The 16,553-nt window shown below is 62.5% G+C and carries 16 protein-coding genes; 14 read left to right on the top strand and 2 right to left on the bottom strand.

From position 1 onward, the window contains the following. Positions 1-25: 25 nt before the first annotated feature. The 12 genes from G6N32_RS20375 to G6N32_RS20320 all read left to right on the top strand — a co-directional run bounded on the left by G6N32_RS20375 (position 26) and on the right by G6N32_RS20320 (position 10,506). Entirely contained in the window at positions 26-1,099 is a 1,074-nt protein-coding gene (locus G6N32_RS20375) for an MlaD family protein (protein ID WP_232077809.1), read from the top strand. Then, complete coding sequence (locus G6N32_RS20370) at positions 1,096-2,100, top strand: MlaD family protein (RefSeq protein ID WP_115321587.1); 1,005 nt, start codon at positions 1,096-1,098, stop codon at positions 2,098-2,100. Before G6N32_RS20375 ends, G6N32_RS20370 begins: the two co-directional genes overlap by 4 nt. After that, positions 2,088-3,068, top strand: coding sequence for an MlaD family protein (locus G6N32_RS20365; RefSeq protein ID WP_115321586.1), 981 nt, complete (start codon positions 2,088-2,090; stop codon positions 3,066-3,068). The genes G6N32_RS20370 and G6N32_RS20365 overlap by 13 nt, the downstream gene beginning before the upstream one ends. Then, on the top strand, positions 3,068-4,162 hold the full coding sequence (locus G6N32_RS20360; protein ID WP_115321585.1) for an MlaD family protein: 1,095 nt from the start codon (positions 3,068-3,070) through the stop codon (positions 4,160-4,162). The genes G6N32_RS20365 and G6N32_RS20360 overlap by 1 nt, the downstream gene beginning before the upstream one ends. Then, positions 4,159-5,157: an MlaD family protein gene (locus tag G6N32_RS20355; RefSeq protein WP_115321584.1), complete on the top strand. Its 999-nt coding sequence runs from the start codon at positions 4,159-4,161 to the stop codon at positions 5,155-5,157. Before G6N32_RS20360 ends, G6N32_RS20355 begins: the two co-directional genes overlap by 4 nt. Beyond that, on the top strand, positions 5,154-6,107 hold the full coding sequence (locus G6N32_RS20350) for an MlaD family protein (protein WP_115321583.1): 954 nt from the start codon (positions 5,154-5,156) through the stop codon (positions 6,105-6,107). The genes G6N32_RS20355 and G6N32_RS20350 overlap by 4 nt, the downstream gene beginning before the upstream one ends. Before the next feature lie 52 nt (positions 6,108-6,159). Beyond that, on the top strand, positions 6,160-6,804 hold the full coding sequence (locus tag G6N32_RS20345) for a hypothetical protein (protein WP_115321582.1): 645 nt from the start codon (positions 6,160-6,162) through the stop codon (positions 6,802-6,804). A 56-nt stretch (positions 6,805-6,860) separates the two neighbouring features. Next, positions 6,861-7,448, top strand: coding sequence for a hypothetical protein (locus G6N32_RS20340; RefSeq protein ID WP_232077203.1), 588 nt, complete (start codon positions 6,861-6,863; stop codon positions 7,446-7,448). Between the two features lie 4 nt (positions 7,449-7,452). Then, entirely contained in the window at positions 7,453-7,983 is a 531-nt protein-coding gene (locus G6N32_RS20335; RefSeq protein WP_115321581.1) for a hypothetical protein, read from the top strand. 77 nt (positions 7,984-8,060) lie between these two features. Then, entirely contained in the window at positions 8,061-8,483 is a 423-nt protein-coding gene (locus G6N32_RS20330; protein WP_232077201.1) for a hypothetical protein, read from the top strand. 572 nt (positions 8,484-9,055) lie between these two features. Then, on the top strand, positions 9,056-9,370 hold the full coding sequence (locus G6N32_RS20325; RefSeq protein WP_115321579.1) for a DUF732 domain-containing protein: 315 nt from the start codon (positions 9,056-9,058) through the stop codon (positions 9,368-9,370). A gap of 77 nt (positions 9,371-9,447) precedes the next feature. Further along, the gene (locus G6N32_RS20320) at positions 9,448-10,506 is read left to right on the top strand and encodes an ABC transporter ATP-binding protein (protein ID WP_115321578.1); all 1,059 of its coding nucleotides are present in this window, start codon (positions 9,448-9,450) and stop codon (positions 10,504-10,506) included. A gap of 305 nt (positions 10,507-10,811) precedes the next feature. On the opposite strand, the gene G6N32_RS20315 is transcribed toward G6N32_RS20320, so the two are convergent. Together G6N32_RS20315 and G6N32_RS20310 are read right to left on the bottom strand one after the other, a co-directional pair. Next, a complete protein-coding gene (locus G6N32_RS20315) occupies positions 10,812-11,648 on the bottom strand; it encodes an enoyl-CoA hydratase-related protein (protein ID WP_115321576.1) in 837 nt (278 codons plus the stop codon). Positions 11,649-11,672: 24 nt separating this feature from the next. Next, a complete protein-coding gene (locus tag G6N32_RS20310; RefSeq protein ID WP_115321575.1) occupies positions 11,673-12,818 on the bottom strand; it encodes an acyl-CoA dehydrogenase family protein in 1,146 nt (381 codons plus the stop codon). A gap of 188 nt (positions 12,819-13,006) precedes the next feature. On the opposite strand from G6N32_RS20310, the gene G6N32_RS20305 reads away from it, so the two are divergent. Next, a complete protein-coding gene (locus tag G6N32_RS20305) occupies positions 13,007-14,260 on the top strand; it encodes a cytochrome P450 (protein ID WP_232077199.1) in 1,254 nt (417 codons plus the stop codon). Between the two features lie 64 nt (positions 14,261-14,324). Next, a complete protein-coding gene (locus G6N32_RS20300; protein ID WP_172507327.1) occupies positions 14,325-16,550 on the top strand; it encodes a molybdopterin-dependent oxidoreductase in 2,226 nt (741 codons plus the stop codon). The last annotated feature ends 3 nt before the right edge of the window (positions 16,551-16,553 follow it).

Below are 16,553 nucleotides of genomic sequence, written 5' to 3'. Positions count from 1 at the left end.
CGCGCAGCGCCAGGAACGGGTGCTGATGTCCATCAGCGGCGCCGTCGTCTTGTGCATCGCTGTGGCGGTATCACTCGTCATCGTCGACCCATTCGGCGAGCGGGCAAAAGGGCTTTATTCCGTGGTGATTTCGACTCCTTATGTTGGACAGGGTGTGCAGGCGGGCACGGCAGTCGTCATGCACGGCGTCAAGGTCGGGCAGGTCACCGACGTCACCAACTTGGCCGGCGGTGGCGTGCAATTGGAAACGGCCCTGCAGTCGCAACCCACCCGAGGCCTTACCGACAGTGTCAGCATAGATTTCAGGCCGATCAACTACTTCGGCGTACCGGGCATCAACCTCGTGCCGAATCCAGGAGGCCGAGAACTCAAGGACGGCAGCAGACTCAGTCTCACACCGTCGGGAAACTTCACCCTTTCGGAACTGCTCAATCAACTGGGCAATGTCTCTGAAGCATCCCTCACCCCGCAGTTGATCAAGGTGATCGATCGCGTGACCCGCTACACCGACGGCTTGAACCCGCTGTTCGAAACCGCGGTGACCGTATCGCGGGCCGTTGAGGCCGTGCAGATACATCCGACGGAGGACCAACTGATCAAGCTGTCTTCGGCAGTCGAAGCCGTACCACCATTCGCGAACGAGGCGATCATCGCCGGCAGGCGGATCATCGACTACAGCTATTACCCCGGGCAGATCCGTGGACCTGCGTCGTCCAGCGGCCCAAAATACGAGTTCCCCTTCCTGACCGACGTCGACACACCGAGCCTCGGTGACATCTCCCCGGAGTTCTACGCCAAGCACTGGGACACCTACCTGAGCCTCGCGCAGAATGGCCTGTTCGGTGCGGTGGGCAAACTCGTGAGCAGCCACGTAGATGACCTCATCCCGTTGATCAGCGGTATCAAAGCGATCACCGATACCGGACCCGTTCTGCTGCGACCGCAGGATGTGGCGGAGAAGCTATCGGAACTGCGTTCCCGATTCGAGAAGCTCTATGCCGGAAACGGTACGCAACACGCAGTTTCGGTCCGGATTCTGCTGGACAGCTTGCCCGGCGTTGCGTCGTCGGTCGGGATCGCGACGGAGGGCACCCCGTGAAGCCGTTAGCTGCCTCGTGGCGGATCGGCGTTGCGCTCGTCGTGTCGGTCGTGCTCTTCATTCTGCTGTCGAACACCCTCGTCAATCCTGTCGATGTCCAAACACGAACGTATGTCGCGGAATACACCGATGCCTCCGGTCTTCATCAGGACGGCGATGTACGGGTGCGGGGAGTTCGTGTCGGCAAGGTCGAATCGGTCGACCTGGCCCGAGTCGACGGCCAGAATGTCGCCCAGGTGAAGTTCACGCTGGACCGCAAGTACGGCGTCGTGCCCGCCACCCGGCTCGCCATCAAGTTCCAGGCGCTCACCGGTGTTCGCTATGTCGATGTGACGGACCCGGCTGAGAACTATGCCGAGGCGAACTTGGTCAAGCAGATACCGACGTCCATGACCCAGCCCTCTTTCGACGTGACCGCCCTCTTCAACGGTCTGCAGCCCGTGCTGGCAACGTTGAGCCCCGAGGAGATCAACACGTTCACCGCCAACGCCGCATCCTTCTTGACCGGCGACGGCAGTGGATTGGAACCGCTGCTGCAAAGCATCCGCCGGCTCACGGAATTCGTGTCTGACCGTCAGCAGGTCGTCGCAACGTTGATGAACAACCTCGCCCAGATCGCCAATGGGATAGGCGGCGCCTCCGAGCGGTTCATCCACATCATCGACCTGGTGAACCGGCCTGTGGACAAGGTGAATTCGGTTCTCGACGAGTTTCGCAAGGATCTGCTGTACAGCAAGGACTTCTTCGATCCGGTCACCCGGCTGCTGCACAACGCCGGGTTCAGAAACGGAAACAACGTCGACGATGCGTTGGATCGGGCATCGAGCAACCTCGACAATTTCTTCGACGCCTTCAAGCTGGTCCCGGTGATCAACGAGAACGTCCCACCGCCGGGCAGCGACGGGACCGAAGTGCAGCCGTGTTCGAGGGGCAACTTTCAACTTCCCGAAACGATGGATGTGCTGCTGAATGGTCAACGGGTGGTGTTATGCAATCGCTGATGTCAAGTCGTCTTCTGCGGAGCCCGGTGTCCTGGGGTGTTGCGACCATCGTGGTCGCGGCCGTCATCGGACTGGTGTTGGCATACGTCTACTACAACCCGCCGGGCCAAGAGCAGGCCGTGTCCTTTTACACCGATGACGCGAACGCGATACGTGTCGGAGAAGAGGTGCGCATGGCCGGAATCAAGGTGGGGACGGTGACCCGGTTGACGCTGGAGCCGAATCAGGTTCTGGTGCAATCGAAGATCGACAATCAAGCCTTCGTCGGCGATCAATCGCAGGTCGACGTTCGCATGCTCACCGTTGTCGGTGGCTACTACGTCAATCTTGCGTCGATGGGTAACGCCCCGCTGGGAAATCAGAAAATTCCAGCCTCACGAGTCACGATGCCGTACAGCCTGATTCGAACGCTGGCCGACACCACCAAGATTACCGAGCACGTCGATACCAAGCCGTTGAACGAGTCGCTCAATCAGATCTCGCAGGGCTTGACCGGCACCAACGTACAGGTGGTCGCCACCACGATAGATGCCGGCAACGCACTGATGTCGACCGTGGAGCGGCAACGCGGTCAGGTCACCGAAATTCTCAACCTCTCCGATGAATACATCCGGGCGCTGGCCCAATACCGAGACAAGTTCACCCAACTGGTGCGGAAGGTCTCGATCGCCACGCAGACGATGGTGATCTACGACAAAGGCATCTCCCAGACGCTGCAAGGTCTGGGCGAAGTCCTCCTCGCCATCAAACCGCTGGCCGACACTTACGAGGCTCACCAGGCCGAATTCGTCGAAAAGATAAGAGATTACCTCGAGCGAGGCCGGTCCTTCGTCGAACGCAACGGGCTGACCATTCGCGCACTCAAGCGGGTACAGAATCTGTTCGATCGAATCCTCAACGCTCAGAACGCCGACCCGGGACTACTGGCAACAGACCTTTGCGTACCAGTGCCTGGGAGTGCCTGCTGATGAGTCCGCTGCGTCCACCCGGGATCCGGGGCCTGGCATCGGTGTCGGTCATTGCGATTGCCGTGGCCGCCTGCTCCTCGTGCGCGTCACCTACCAAGGCAGAAGCCGCCCACTATTGCGCGATCATGCCTGACAGTGTCGGACTCTACGTCGATAACCCCGTGACGCACTTGGGCTTTCCCATCGGGAAGGTCACCGCGCTGACTCCGTCTGCTCAGTCTGTTCGGGTGGATTTCACCGTCGATGATGGACGGAAGATCCCCGCGGATGTCAAAGCAGTCACCAGGTCGACATCGATCCTTGCCGATCGAGCATTGGAACTCGTCGGAGATTACGAGCAGACGCAGAAGTTGCTCCCGAACGGCTGCATCCCACTCGGTCGATCGTTGACCCCGAAGAGTCTGTCTCAAGTCATCGGATCCTCGACGAACTTCATCAACTCGATCAATCCCGCAGGCTCGGACAACATCGGGCAGATGGTGACCGGTATCGATCGAGCGCTGCGCGGCCAGGGGCCGGGGGCCAACAGGTTGCTCACGACCACGTCGTCGGTCGTCGATGCGCCTGACCAGGCCATCGGTGATCTTGCTTCGGTGACCCGCAACCTCAGGCAGTTGACCACCACGCTGGTCGATGTCGAGCCGACGCTGCACGGGGTGTTCGACGATCTGGCCACCTCCGCAGGTGAAGACGCCGCCGAAACTCTTGAAGGCTCCTCGAAGACGATGGAAGGAATCATTCCCGTCATCGAAGCGGCCGGAAGTATCGAGAAGGAACTGGGCCCACAAATTCAACAGCTACTCGAGGCGGTGTCGGTCTTCCTCAGGAAGGCAAGTCCGCGCGCACCGTATTACGCGAGTCTGCTCAACGTGGCGCCGCGCGTGCTCAACGGGTTGATCAACCTCGTCAACAACCACGATTTCACGCTGCACTACCGGCCGCCGCTGTACCGGATTCGCACGCCCGACGGCGTTGCTCAGTGCAACATCATGAACGCGTCGGTCCCGGGCAGTTGTGCAAACGTCAAAGGAACGCCCTACGCGGTGGACGTGGCACTACTGCAGTATGTCCTCACTCTGGCGGCGGCCAAATGACACGGCAGTCCCGGTGGCTGGCCGGTGTCATGACAACCGTCGCCCTGACGGTGTCATCCTGTGCCGCAGTCAATGTCGATGCGCTACCGCAGCCAGGGCCCTCATACGACGACGGCTATGACATCGTCATGAAGTTCGACAGCGTGCTGAACCTCCCCGACCGCGCGAAGGTGGTACTGGACGGCGTCACCGTCGGTGTCGTCTCGAAGGTGACCCTAGCCAGCGAAGACGTCGACGTGACCGCGCGGATGAAGCGCGGCATTGTCATCCCGTCGAATATCCATGCGGTGCTGCAGCAGGCAACCGTATTGGGCGACATCTACGTTGCGCTGGAGCGGCCGCCGGCTGACACGGGGCCGGCCCCCGCGCTGGCGCGGGGCGGGGTTATCCCGGTTGCTCAGACGACGTCCCCGCCGCAGCTGGAAGACACCATCGCCAGCCTGGCCAACTTCGTGTCCAGCGGGTCCATTCAACGGGCACAGAACACCATCATTCGGCTCAATCGCGTCGTGCCGTCGAGTGACGAGGTGCGGATCTTGACAAGCCGGGTCGAGACCGACCTCTCAGCCCTGGCGGGAAACCTCGATTCGGTTGACCGGCTGCTCGACGGAGTGGCGAAATCCGCCGAGGTCGTGAAAAACCGGGTTCCGGACCTGCAGTACCTCTTCTCGCCGAAGGGGCAGCTCGGATTCGAGCATCTGGTCGCGGTGCTGGACTACATCGGCACCATCCTGCCCAGCGTTGGCAGCATCACGTTGGGTGGCTACTGGCTTGTGCCATTCCTGAATTCGCTGGCGGACTCCACGGGCGCGCTGCAGGAGTCGAAGGTGGCAGGTGAAGCCGAGATACCGAAGTATCGCAAGGTGTTCACCGAGATGTTCCTCCCGGTCGACAAATACCCGGCCATCAACATCACCTCGATCATCGGGCCGGACGGCCGCGAACTCTCCTCCAACGTCGCGGACGTTCTTCGAATTCTGGGGGCAACGCCGTGAGCGTCATCAAGGTGAAGGACGTCATCTCGTACTTGGTCTTCGCGGCAATCATCGCGATTGTCCTGTGCTACTTCGCTTCCCTTGGACTTCGTATCCAACCGCCGGCGCACCGGACGAACCTCTCCATGGACGTTCCAGACGTCAACGGCCTGGTGCCCGACTCGAATGTTCTCTTACGCGGTGTGCCCGTGGGCAAGGTGACGAGCACATCGACGTCCCTGCATGCGGCGTCCATTGCGTTCTACGTCGATGGTGCCTATCAGATTCCCGTCGACACCGAGGTGCAGCTGCAGAATCTGTCGGCGCTGGGCGAGTCCTACATTGAACTGGTCCCGCGCAGCGACGACGGTCCGATGCTGAAGGACAACCAACACATCTCCACGGCGTCAGTGGTCCAGCCGCCGTCGATCTCCGAGTTGGCGACAAGCGTTGTGCGCGTCCTGCACCAGATGGATCCGGAGGCACTTGCTCGCATCATCGACGAGTCTGATGCCGCCCTGCCGGACCCCGTCGCTGTGTTGCCCAACTTGTCGCGCGCCAGCAACCAGTTCAACAACATGCTCAACGGGCTGGACGGGCAGGGCCGCGAGCTGCTCAGCAACTTCGGGACGCTCATTCACAATTCCGAGTGGGTGAACCCCGATCTGACCACTTTCACGCCGGTGGCGGCGAAGGCCGGGGTGAACTGGCAGGACTTCTACAAGCATCTCCCAATCCTCATGAGCCGCAACCAGCCCGAAGCCATCGCCGGGTTGAACAACCTTGTCGCGCGTCTTCAGGCGTTCCTCGATACGAGTGGCGGCGATCTGAAGCTGGTGGGGGAGGCGCTGCAACCGAAACTCAACACCATCGCCGCGACGTTGATGAACTTCGACACCGGACAGATCCTGGACCACTTCCTCCAACAAGTGCCCGCAGACGGGCTGATCACGCTACGAGTCACCCCGTGACACCCCGGCGAGCGGCTGCCCGCCCGGCATCCCTCTCGAGAAAGGCAACACCATGACCGTCAACGACACCGACATCCAGCAGACGCGGGAAGCCGACCTAATGGTTGACGCAGAAGCGAACTCAGCGGATATCGCCGCCGCGGCAGAGGCCGGTAAGACGTCATCATTTGGGCCGCGGGCCATTTCGTTGAGTCTGAGGGGTCTCATCCTCGGCGCGATCATTGCGATACTCGTCGTCGCGGTCGCCACCCTGGGTTGGTTATATGTGGGTGCGCGTCACCAAGTTGACCAGCAAGCCGTCAAGTCAGCCAACGACGCGCATGCCGAGAAGATTGCGCTGGACTACGCGGTCAACGCCGCGACGATGGACTTCAAGGACCTGCAGGCCTGGCATGTGAAACTTGTCGCAGGCACCAGTCCGGAGCTGACGAAGAAACTGTCCGACGCGGGTACCTCGATGGAGCAGGTCCTGGTTCCGCTGCAGTGGAGTTCGACCGCGAAACCCCTGATCGCCAAGGTCAGATCGTCCACGGGCGGTGTCTATGTCGTGGACAGTTTCGTCAGTGTGCAGACCAAAACCGTGCAGGCGCCCGAGGCGCTGCAATCGACGGCGACCTACAGCACGACGATCGACAGCAATAACAACTGGTTGATCACCGATGTCGGGGGCATCGGCTCCGCGATGGGTTCGAAGTGAGACATCGAATTTCGCGCAGCAGGTGTGCTGTCTACTCCGCTGTGAGTGTATGCGCGATGGCGTTGGTGACCGGATCGCCGGCCGGCGCCGATCCCAACGCCGAGATCCCCATTCCTGGTCCTGCGTCTGATAGCTCGTTGATCAGGCCGCTGCCCGTCATCACGCCGACACCTTCCAGCTGGGCGCCGAAGTTCCCCTTTCCGTATGACCAGACGAAAGACAAGGTCACCGCCGCCGACGTGACAGCAATGAGCGAAATGTGCCAGTGGTACAACGCCCAGTACGCCACGCTTCGATCCCAGATCGCGAGACTGCAGAAGAACCGGATCGGTCCGGACGGAAACGATTTCGACTACACCCGAGACAACATCGGGCAGCAGGTGGACATCGTGACGGGCAACATCGGCCAAGCCCTCGACTTCTTGACACCGCGGGTGCAGGCGCTCACCCAAGCACAGAATCCATACGGCGACAATTACTTTCCCATCTACAAAGGCGAAGCCTTCTACAAACTGTGGGAGCAGTTGTCCAACGTCAATGCTGGGATCCTGGCGCATCAGCCTGACTGGTTCACCGCGCCATCTGTACAGAAGGCGCAGCGGTGGGGCAGTGATATCTACCGCTCGCGCGTGTGCGAACAATGACAACATGTGGGTGGGGTTGTGCAACATGATGATTGAGCAGCTCATCGCCAGAGCCCAGTGGGTGACGGGGCTCCGCTTCGAGCTCCCTTCTCGCGTTCGAATCACAACCGGGATGCTCGCCACCGCTCTCGCCTTGACCAGCCTATGCATGCCACCGGCAGCGCTGGCGGATTCCACCGACTTGCTGAGGGCGGCGGTGGCGGCCGCTCGACCCGCGGCGTGCCCGCTGCGGCCCGACCCGGTGATAGACCAGGCGGCCGAGGAAATCAACCAGACGACTGACAGATGGATCAATAACGCGGCACGGGCTGTTCCGGAGACCAACGCGCTCGCGGTGCTGCGGGATCTGGGCTACGGAGGCACCACGGCAACGATCTTGTCCGGCGCTGCGACGGCTCCAGCCAACGCCATCAAGGCAACCCTGCTTCAGGGTTTCGACAAGCTTCCGGACTGCTCATACAAGGACTTCGGTGTGAGCACCCTGTACAACGCGAAGAAAGACATGACCCTGACAACTGTCGTACTGGCCGCGTAACAGACCTGCCGGTCAACGTGAAAGCTCGATGTTCATTGCTCAAAGGTGGAGGACGACAGATGAATTGGACTCGCCGGGTGACGGTCTCGCTGACCGTGTGCCTCACCGGGTTGTTCCATCTGCCAGTGGCGCACGCTGAAGATACGGTTACCTACGACATCTTCTCGGACTCGGTCGGCCAATTGGCCGGTGTCGAATACCGCGACACCGCAGGCAAGCATCTGCTCCAGGATGTGTCGCTGCCCTGGACTCTGACGGTGCCGGTGGCCGATGCGACCAGCCCGACGGCGGATGGCGCCGAGCTGCGAGCCGACTGGAGACCCAACTTTCGAACCGCAGCGACCGTCGCGCGAGTTCTGCAGGGGCACTTCGTGACGGTGCGCATCACGAAGGGCCAGACCGTTCTCTGTGAAAGCATCCTCGACTTGGGAAATGCCACCTGTTACGGCAGCGTGCCGCATACCGCGGAAAACGAGTCGTCACCAGGGAACCTTCCATGATGTGCCGAATACTGAGAACTGCGCCGCGAATCATCAAATTGCTCTTCATATCCACCGGAATCAGTGCGATCCTGCTGACGGGTTCGCCTGCTGTGCTCGCGGAGCCGAACGGGGGTTCCGCGACGAGCCCCTACCCCTCGACCTACCTCATTCTCGACTATTACGACAAGGTCAAGTACGACGACTACTTCACAAGTAGTGCTGGGGGCGTGTGGTTCTCGACCCCACTCGGGCTGAACTGCGGCATCTGGGATCGAGGTAGTTTCGGCTGCGTCGGTGATATTCGCGGGGCGCCCCCGGGAACGACGAACATCGGATGGGTGAACGGAAACGTCGTCACCCGATACGACTGGCTGCTGGGAGTTCAGTTTCCTCAGGGGCGAGCCGAACGTGAGCTGTCACCCCGCAGCTACATCGAATACAACGGGACGCGGTGTGCCACGATGGCCGATACCAGCACCTATTGCGCACGCGGTCCTTTCAGGTTTTTCGTCACGCCAACGCGAACCTGGCTGAGCCCCCCATGACGTCGGGGAATCTCGGCTGAGTCACCACTACGAAATGGAGCGTGAATGCACATAGCTGCTGGGGTTGTCACCTGCCTGGCCGGGATGGGGTTGGTAGTGGCGGCAGCGCCACTCGCGCACGCCGACGATGCCGACGTCATTCGTGAGGCGCGAAGCATCGGCATTTTGAACAGTGATGTCAACATCATCAGCGCGGGTCGGTCGGTCTGCTACGTGCTGCGATTGGGCAACCGTCCTCCGGTGGAGATCAGTGGCAAGATCGCACGAACCTTCGTCATCGACCAGGATCAGGCTCGCCGATTCTCCTTGGCGTCCGCGAACGAGTGGTGCCCGCAATGGAGTGGACTGTTCGCGGACTGATCCGCTCAATCCAATTCTGCCGGAGCTTAACTCAGGCACACGCGGTGAGGCTTCCGCTGCCACCAGGAGGAATTTGTATGGGTATTGCAATTGCGGTCGAGGGGTTGACTAAGTCATTTGGTTCCCAGCGAATTTGGGAAGACGTGACCCTCGATATCCCCGCCGGTGAGGTCAGCGTGCTGCTGGGTCCGTCGGGTACCGGTAAATCAGTGTTCTTGAAGTCGTTGATCGGTCTGCTGCGCCCCGAGCGCGGCAAGATCATCGTCGATGGCACCAACATCATCGAGTGCTCGGCCAGGGAGCTCTACGAGATCCGCACGCTGTTCGGCGTGATGTTCCAGGACGGCGCGCTGTTCGGCTCGATGAACCTGTTCGACAACACCGCCTTCCCGCTTCGTGAGCACACGAAGAAGAAGGAATCCGAGATCCGTCAGATCGTGATGGAAAAGCTCGACATGGTCGGCCTGGGCGGCGATGAGAACAAGTTCCCCGGTGAGATCTCCGGCGGTATGCGCAAGCGTGCCGGCCTGGCCCGCTCGCTGGTGCTGGATCCGCAGATCATCCTCTGCGACGAGCCCGACTCCGGTCTGGACCCGGTCCGCACCGCGTACCTGTCCCAGTTGCTGATCGACATCAACGCCCAGATCGATGCCACGATCCTGATCGTGACGCACAACATCAACATCGCCCGTACGGTGCCCGACAACATCGGCATGCTGTTCCGCAAGCACCTGGTGATGTTCGGTCCGCGTGAGGTCCTGTTGACCTCCGAGGAGCCGGTGGTGCGCCAGTTCCTCAATGGTCGCCGGATCGGCCCGATCGGTATGTCGGAGGAAAAGGACGAAGCCACCATGGCCGAAGAGCAGGCCATGGTTGATGCCGGTCACCACGACGGTGGTGTCGAGGAGATCGAGGGCGTTCCCCCGCAGCTGACGGTCACCCCGGGTATCCCGGAGCGCACCGCGGTCAAGCGCCGCCAGGATCGGGTGCGTCAGATCCTGCACACCCTGCCCCCGGCCGCCCAAGAAGCCATCCGCGACGACCTCGAAGGCACCCACAAGCTGCGCTCGCACACCTTCGCCGAAGAGTTCCCGGCCGCGGCCATCGACACCGCTGACTCGGCATCGCTGCCATGACGAATCCCCGATGCTGACGGTCCAGCCGATGCCATACGTAACCCGCTATCACGAAACAACTTTGGCTTGGATATTGGCCGAGTTGGCGGCAGACCGGCTTCCTCGTCGGCTCAGGGTCCAGGTTTTCGCCAGTATCGGTGCGGGCGATGTTCGGTCCGCGATATTCAGGCTGTTGGAGTCTTGCCATCGGGATGGCGTACCGATACCGCTGCAGATGAGGTTGTCGCTGAGCAATTGGCTCGACGGCTATGCCGGTACCGAGATAGAGGCCATCCTCCGGCCACTCATCGACAGTGGCGGCGCCGTTACTCTCGCTCGAACGTGAGCCAGGGGAATCGCGGAACCTCCTCGCGCGCAACCCCGGTGAACTGAGGCGGGCGCTTCTGCAGGAAGGATGCCACCCCTTCGGCCAGGTCGGGAGTCGTGAAGCCGTAGGAGATGGTCTGACGGTCGACCGCGAAGGCGGCTTCGGGATTGCCCCGGGCCGCCATCACGGTGAGACCTCTACGGATCACCGCCGCTGACACCGGTGCGACGGTAGATGCTATCTCGCGGGCGAGTGCGTCGGCGGCGGCCCAGAGCTTCTCGCGCGGATGTACCGCGGTGACCAGCCCGGCGTCCGCGGCCTCGTCAGCGTCGAAAATCCGTCCCGTGATCATCCATTCCTTGGCCTTGCCCAGCCCGACGATCTGGGGTAACAGCCACATCGATCCGGCCTCGGGGAACAGCCCACGGCGGGCGAAGACAAATCCGAAGCGGGCGTCGTCGGAGGCAAGCCTGAAGTCGGCGGCGAGTGTCATCGACAGGCCCACCCCGACCGCGGCCCCCTGGATGGCGACGATGACCGGCTTGTTGAGATTGACCATCGGTCGGGCGACCCGGGTGGCGGGTTCATCCCAGAGCGGATCGTCGGGATCGCCGACGGTGGGATCGCCGCCGGCCATGTCCATCCCGACGCAGAAATGCAATCCCGCCGCGCGCAGGATCACCACGCGCACCCGGTCGTCGCCGTCAGCGCCCAACAGCGCGGCGTTGAGTTCGTCGGCCATCGTCAGGGTGAATCCGTTGCGTGCCTCCGGCCGATTCAACGTGATGGTGGCGATCTGGTCCGCTGTGTCGTAGGTGATCGTGGTGAATTCCATGTCTGCACAACTCCTATGCATCACCTAGGACGTCTCGACCAGGTCGCGCCGGATGATCTCTTTCATGATCTCGTTGGTGCCGCCGTAGATCCGCTGGACGCGTGCGTCGATGAACGCCTTGGCCACCGGGTACTCCATCATGTAGCCGTAGCCCCCGTGCATCTGCACTCCGGCGTCCGTGACGCGGCCCTGCAGTTCGGTGGACCAGAACTTCGCCTTGGCGGCGTCGACGGCCGACAGTTCGCCGGCGTTGAACGCCCGCACGCACCGGTCGATGTAGGCGCGGTTCACGTCGATGGCGGTCTGCAGTTCGGCGAGCATGAATCCCGGCCCCTGCATGTCGATGATCCTCTTGCCGAACGCGAGCCGTTGGTTCACATACGACTTCGTCCAGTCGAAAACCGCCTCCGCGGACGTTTGCGCGGCAATGGCGATGCCGAGGCGCTCCAAGGGCAGGCTCTGCATCAGGTAGGTGAAACCGGCGCCCAATTCGCCCAGCAGGTTGCCGGCAGGCACGCGGACATCGTCGAAGAACTGCTCGGCAGTGTCTTGCGCGGCCAGGCCCATCTTGTCGAGCTTGCGCCCCCGCCGGAACCCTGGGGTTCCATCCTCGACGAGGAACAGGCTGTACCCGCCGGGGTCGTCGGTGCGCGCGAACACGATCACCACATCGCAGAGCACACCGCTGGTGATGAAAGTTTTGGAGCCGTTGATGATCCAGTCATCGCCGGAGCGCGTTGCCGTGGTCGTGATCGCGCGTAGGTCGCTGCCGGCACCTGGCTCGGTCATGGCGATCGCGCCGATAATGGATCCGTCGACGAAGCCCGGTAACCACCGCTTCCGTTGCTCCTCGTTGGCGTGGCGGAGCAGATAGTTCAGCACGATGTCGTCGTTGGTCGAGAAGCCGGACTGCAACGCCGAGGCGCCGACGCGAGCGATCTCCTCCTGGATGACCACGCGGTAGCGGTAGTCCAGCTCACCGGCGCCGCCGAATTCTTCGGGGACTGACAGTCCAAGAAGTCCCTGTTTGCCTGCGGCGAGCCAGGTCTCGCGATCCACGGCGCGGTCGGTGTCCCACTTCTCCATTTTCGGCACTGCATGGCGCTCCACGAAGCCGCGTACCGAAGTACGGAATACCTCATGGTCGGTTTCGAACAGGTCGGTCTTCATGCGGCTCCCGGAGATTTCGGAGTAAAACTAATATTGATAGGTTATAGCTAAAGCCGCCCGTGCCGTCCACCGGCCGCGACGGCTGAGCTGGATCGTGGTCGCGGCACTGCCGCAATGTGACCTTGACCACCTATTGCCAATAGGTTTATGGTCGTGGCACGCCGGCTTCCAAGGAGGGTGCACAGCAAGTGAGCGCACAAACGATCGACCTGCCCGACCGCCTCGTGACCGATTTCGACATCTACGACCCGTCGTTGGCCGGTGAAGTGGATCGACTCAACGAGAAGGTCCGCGAGCTGGCCGCCGCCGGCCCCGTGGTCTACTCGACCGCGTACGGCGGGCACTGGATCGTCACGGGCTACAAAGAAGCCCATGCGGTCCTTCGTGATGCTGAGACGTTCTCGAGCTACCCCAACAACCTGGTGGGCGCCGGGGATGGCAAGTTCATTCCGATCGAGCTCGATCCGCCCGAGCACACCTCCTACCGGAAAATCCTTCAGCCGCTGTTCAGCCCTCGCCGAATGAAGGAGATGGAGGCCGAGATCCGTCTGGTCGTGGATCGGCTCATCGACAAGTTCGCCGACCGTGGCTCGGCCGAGTTCGTCTCGGAGTTCGCCCACGAACTGCCCACCTCGGTCTTCTTGTCGCTCATGGGCTGGCCACTGGAGGACGCACCGCTGTTCACAGAGGCCACCGATATCGCCATTTTGGGCAAGCCTGGCGCGACCGAGGAAGAGAATTTGACGGCCCGCCTCCAAGCCGCCGGCCAGATGTTCGGCTACTTCGCGCAGGTGTTGGCCGACCGCCGGAGCCGCCCCGACGCCACCGACATCACCAGTGTCATCATCGACACCCCGCTGGACACTCCGGAGGGACCGCGACAGCTCACAGATGATGAGTTGTGCCGGATGTTCTTCCTGCTCTTGATCGCCGGCTTGCACACTGTGCAGGGCACGCTGGCGTGGAGCGTCATCCACCTCGCCGGCCGCCCGGCCCTTCGCCAGCAGCTCATCGAGGATCCGGGACTGCTTCCTGGCGCCGTCGAGGAGATGCTGCGGTATGAAGCGGCGGTCTCGATGGGGCGGCGTGCCACCGTCGACACCGAACTCGGTGGACTGCCGATCAAGCAAGACGACCAGCTGATCGTGATCTTGGCAGGGGTGAATCGCGATCGTGGCGAGTTCGTCGACCCCGATGAGGTGCAGTTGGATCGCACCCCGAACCGGCATTTGGCCTTTGGGTCGGGCCCGCATCGCTGCATCGGGTCCCACCTCGCCCGCATCGAGGTGGCCGCCGCACTCGAAGCGATTCACCGCCGCATCCCGGATTACCGCATCGATGCGTCGAAACCTGTGCTGTCGCACGCATCGCAGGTCCGCGGCGTGACTCAGCTGCCGATCGTCTTCACCCCGGAGAATCGGCGCGCCCGGCCCACCGGGTAGGCCACCTAGAGATAGCGGGTGTCCCGGTGGTCGCGCGACCGATAGAACAGGAAATACACATCAGATGGCCCTGAGCGCGTCGTCCACCCGGGTTGGTCCTCGGATATGCCCACTCTGCGAGTCGACGTGTGGACTGATGTTCACGATGGACGGCCGCCGGATCGTCGAGATCACGCCGAACCGGTCCGACGTCTTCAGCGCTGGGCATAGCTGTGCCAAGGGCATCGGGCTGGCCAGCGTCGAGAACGACCCGGACCGAATCCGCACGCCACTGCTGCGCAGGGCATCTGGTGACTTTCAGGAAGCCGGCTGGGATGAGGCGTTCGCGGTGATCGACGAGCGTCTGCCCGAATTCGTCGTCAACGATCCGGGCAGCTGCGCGGTCTACCACGGCAATCCGGCCGCACATCATCTCGATTCCCCGTTCTATCTCGGCGAGCTGTTGGCCGCACTCGGGACGCGTAACGTCTACTCGCCGGCCAGCGTCGACACCTGGCCCAAGAACCTCGCCCACCTGCTGCTCTACGGTTCGGGGCTGGGTATCACAGTGCCGGATATCGACCGCACCGACTACATGCTGGTGATGGGGTCAAATCCGTTGGTATCCAACGGGAGCACGATGACCGCGCCGGGAATGCAACGACGTCTGGAGGCGCTGCGCGCCCGGGGCGGCAGACTGGTGGTGGTGGATCCCGTGCGCACCCGCACCGCCGAGGTCGCCGATCTTCACGTGGCGATCCGGCCGGGGACCGATGCGTTATTCCTCCTTGGCGTGCTGGCCGTCATCGCCCGCGAAAACCTGGTCAAGTACCACCTCATTCCTGACGTGGTTGACAATCTCGCCCAGGTCATCACGATGGTTGCCGAGTACACCCCCGAGATCGTCGCGACACCGTGCGGCATCGATGCGCAGGTCATCTACCGTGTCGCGCGCGAATTCGCCACCGCGCCTTCGGCAGTCGCCCATTCCCGCATCGGCAGTTGTCTGCAGGAGTTCGGCACGCTGGCGAACTGGCTCATCGAAGTTCTCTCAGTGGTGACCGGAAATCTGGATCGGCCCGGAGGCGCGATGTTTTCGCTGCCGCCCGGCGGCGGCCCGAACACCTGGCCGGTGTCCAAACCGCCGCGGCTGATGTTCGATCGGTGGCGGTCCCGGGTGCGCCAGCTGCCGGAGCTGCTGGGCGAGTTGCCGGCCGCCTGCTTCGCCGAGGAGATCCTCACCCCGGGGCCGGGTCGCACCAGGGCGCTGATCACCCTCGCCGGTAACCCGGCGCGCTCAGTGCCCAACAGCAATGCCGTCGAAGCCGCGCTCCGCAGCGTCGAGTTCATGGTGTCGGTGGACTGCTACCTCAACGAGACGACCCGGTACGCCGATGTCATCTTGCCGCCGCCGCCGATGTCTACCCGCGGGCACCACGACATCCTGTTGGCGCACTTCCAAGTTCGCAACGTTGCCCGCTACAGTCCTCCGCTCATTCCGCTGTCCGAGAACGAATTCGCCGAGTGGCAGTTGCTGCTCCGACTTGCCGCCGCGGCGGCCGGGCAGCCGAACCGGTCGATCGAAGAGATGGACAATGCCGTGGCGGCGGTCGCCGCGCGTCGCGCCGCGGCGATCGCCGGCGTCGACATCGAGCAGGTACTGACCGAGACAGCGCGGCGAACCGGGCCGGCGCGGCTGCTCGACATGCGGCTACGCAGCGGCCCGTACGGTGACCGGTTCGGCACCAATCCGGGTGGCCTCACCCTCGAACAGTTGGAAGACAGTCCCAACGGAATCGACTACGGCCCGCTGCAGCCGCGATTACCCGAGGTGTTGCGGACCCCCAACGGCCGTATCGATCTGGCACCGCCGATGATCGTCGCCGACCTACCCCGGCTGGCGGCCGGCATCGACCGCCCGATACCGGAGTTGACGCTGGTGAATCGGCGACAGCCGCGCGGCATGAACTCCTGGCTGCACAACGCACTCCCGCAACCACATTCGGGACTATGTGCGCTTCTGATGTCCCCTCAGGATGCCGCGGCACACAGCCTGCTCTCCGGCGACCAGGTGACCGTCACATCCGCAACCACGTCGGTGACCGCCGAACTACGCATCGACTCCGCCCTGCGACCGGGGGTGGTCAGCATGCCGCACGGCTGGGGTCACACCGGGCCCGGCATGCAGACGCCCCACGCGGAATCCGCTCCCGGCGCCAACTACAACGCGCTCGTCGACGATGGCGCGCTGGAACCGCTGACCGGGTCCCCGATCGTCAACGGCATTCCGGTTGTCGTCCGCCTGGCGTAGGCG

Origin of the sequence: Mycolicibacterium aichiense, assembly GCF_010726245.1 — a bacterium.
In the GTDB taxonomy this organism is placed as follows: domain Bacteria; phylum Actinomycetota; class Actinomycetes; order Mycobacteriales; family Mycobacteriaceae; genus Mycobacterium; species Mycobacterium aichiense.
Note: the sequence above shows the minus strand (reverse complement) of the source record. Positions and strands in the feature narration are given on the sequence as shown.

Excerpts from the sequence above, each read along its gene's own strand:
- G6N32_RS20335 (WP_115321581.1), top strand. The coding sequence starts at position 7,453 with ATGTGGGTGGGGTTGTGCAACATGATGATTGAGCAGCTCATCGCCAGA.
- G6N32_RS20320 (WP_115321578.1), top strand. The coding sequence starts at position 9,448 with ATGGGTATTGCAATTGCGGTCGAGGGGTTGACTAAGTCATTTGGTTCC.
- G6N32_RS20355 (WP_115321584.1), top strand. The coding sequence starts at position 4,159 with ATGACACGGCAGTCCCGGTGGCTGGCCGGTGTCATGACAACCGTCGCC.
- G6N32_RS20340 (WP_232077203.1), top strand. The coding sequence starts at position 6,861 with ATGGCGTTGGTGACCGGATCGCCGGCCGGCGCCGATCCCAACGCCGAG.
- G6N32_RS20300 (WP_172507327.1), top strand. The coding sequence starts at position 14,325 with ATGGCCCTGAGCGCGTCGTCCACCCGGGTTGGTCCTCGGATATGCCCA.
- G6N32_RS20360 (WP_115321585.1), top strand. The coding sequence starts at position 3,068 with ATGAGTCCGCTGCGTCCACCCGGGATCCGGGGCCTGGCATCGGTGTCG.
- G6N32_RS20310 (WP_115321575.1), bottom strand. The coding sequence starts at position 12,818 with ATGAAGACCGACCTGTTCGAAACCGACCATGAGGTATTCCGTACTTCG.
- G6N32_RS20315 (WP_115321576.1), bottom strand. The coding sequence starts at position 11,648 with ATGGAATTCACCACGATCACCTACGACACAGCGGACCAGATCGCCACC.
- G6N32_RS20325 (WP_115321579.1), top strand. The coding sequence starts at position 9,056 with ATGCACATAGCTGCTGGGGTTGTCACCTGCCTGGCCGGGATGGGGTTG.
- G6N32_RS20375 (WP_232077809.1), top strand. The coding sequence starts at position 26 with ATGTCCATCAGCGGCGCCGTCGTCTTGTGCATCGCTGTGGCGGTATCA.
- G6N32_RS20365 (WP_115321586.1), top strand. The coding sequence starts at position 2,088 with ATGCAATCGCTGATGTCAAGTCGTCTTCTGCGGAGCCCGGTGTCCTGG.
- G6N32_RS20345 (WP_115321582.1), top strand. The coding sequence starts at position 6,160 with ATGACCGTCAACGACACCGACATCCAGCAGACGCGGGAAGCCGACCTA.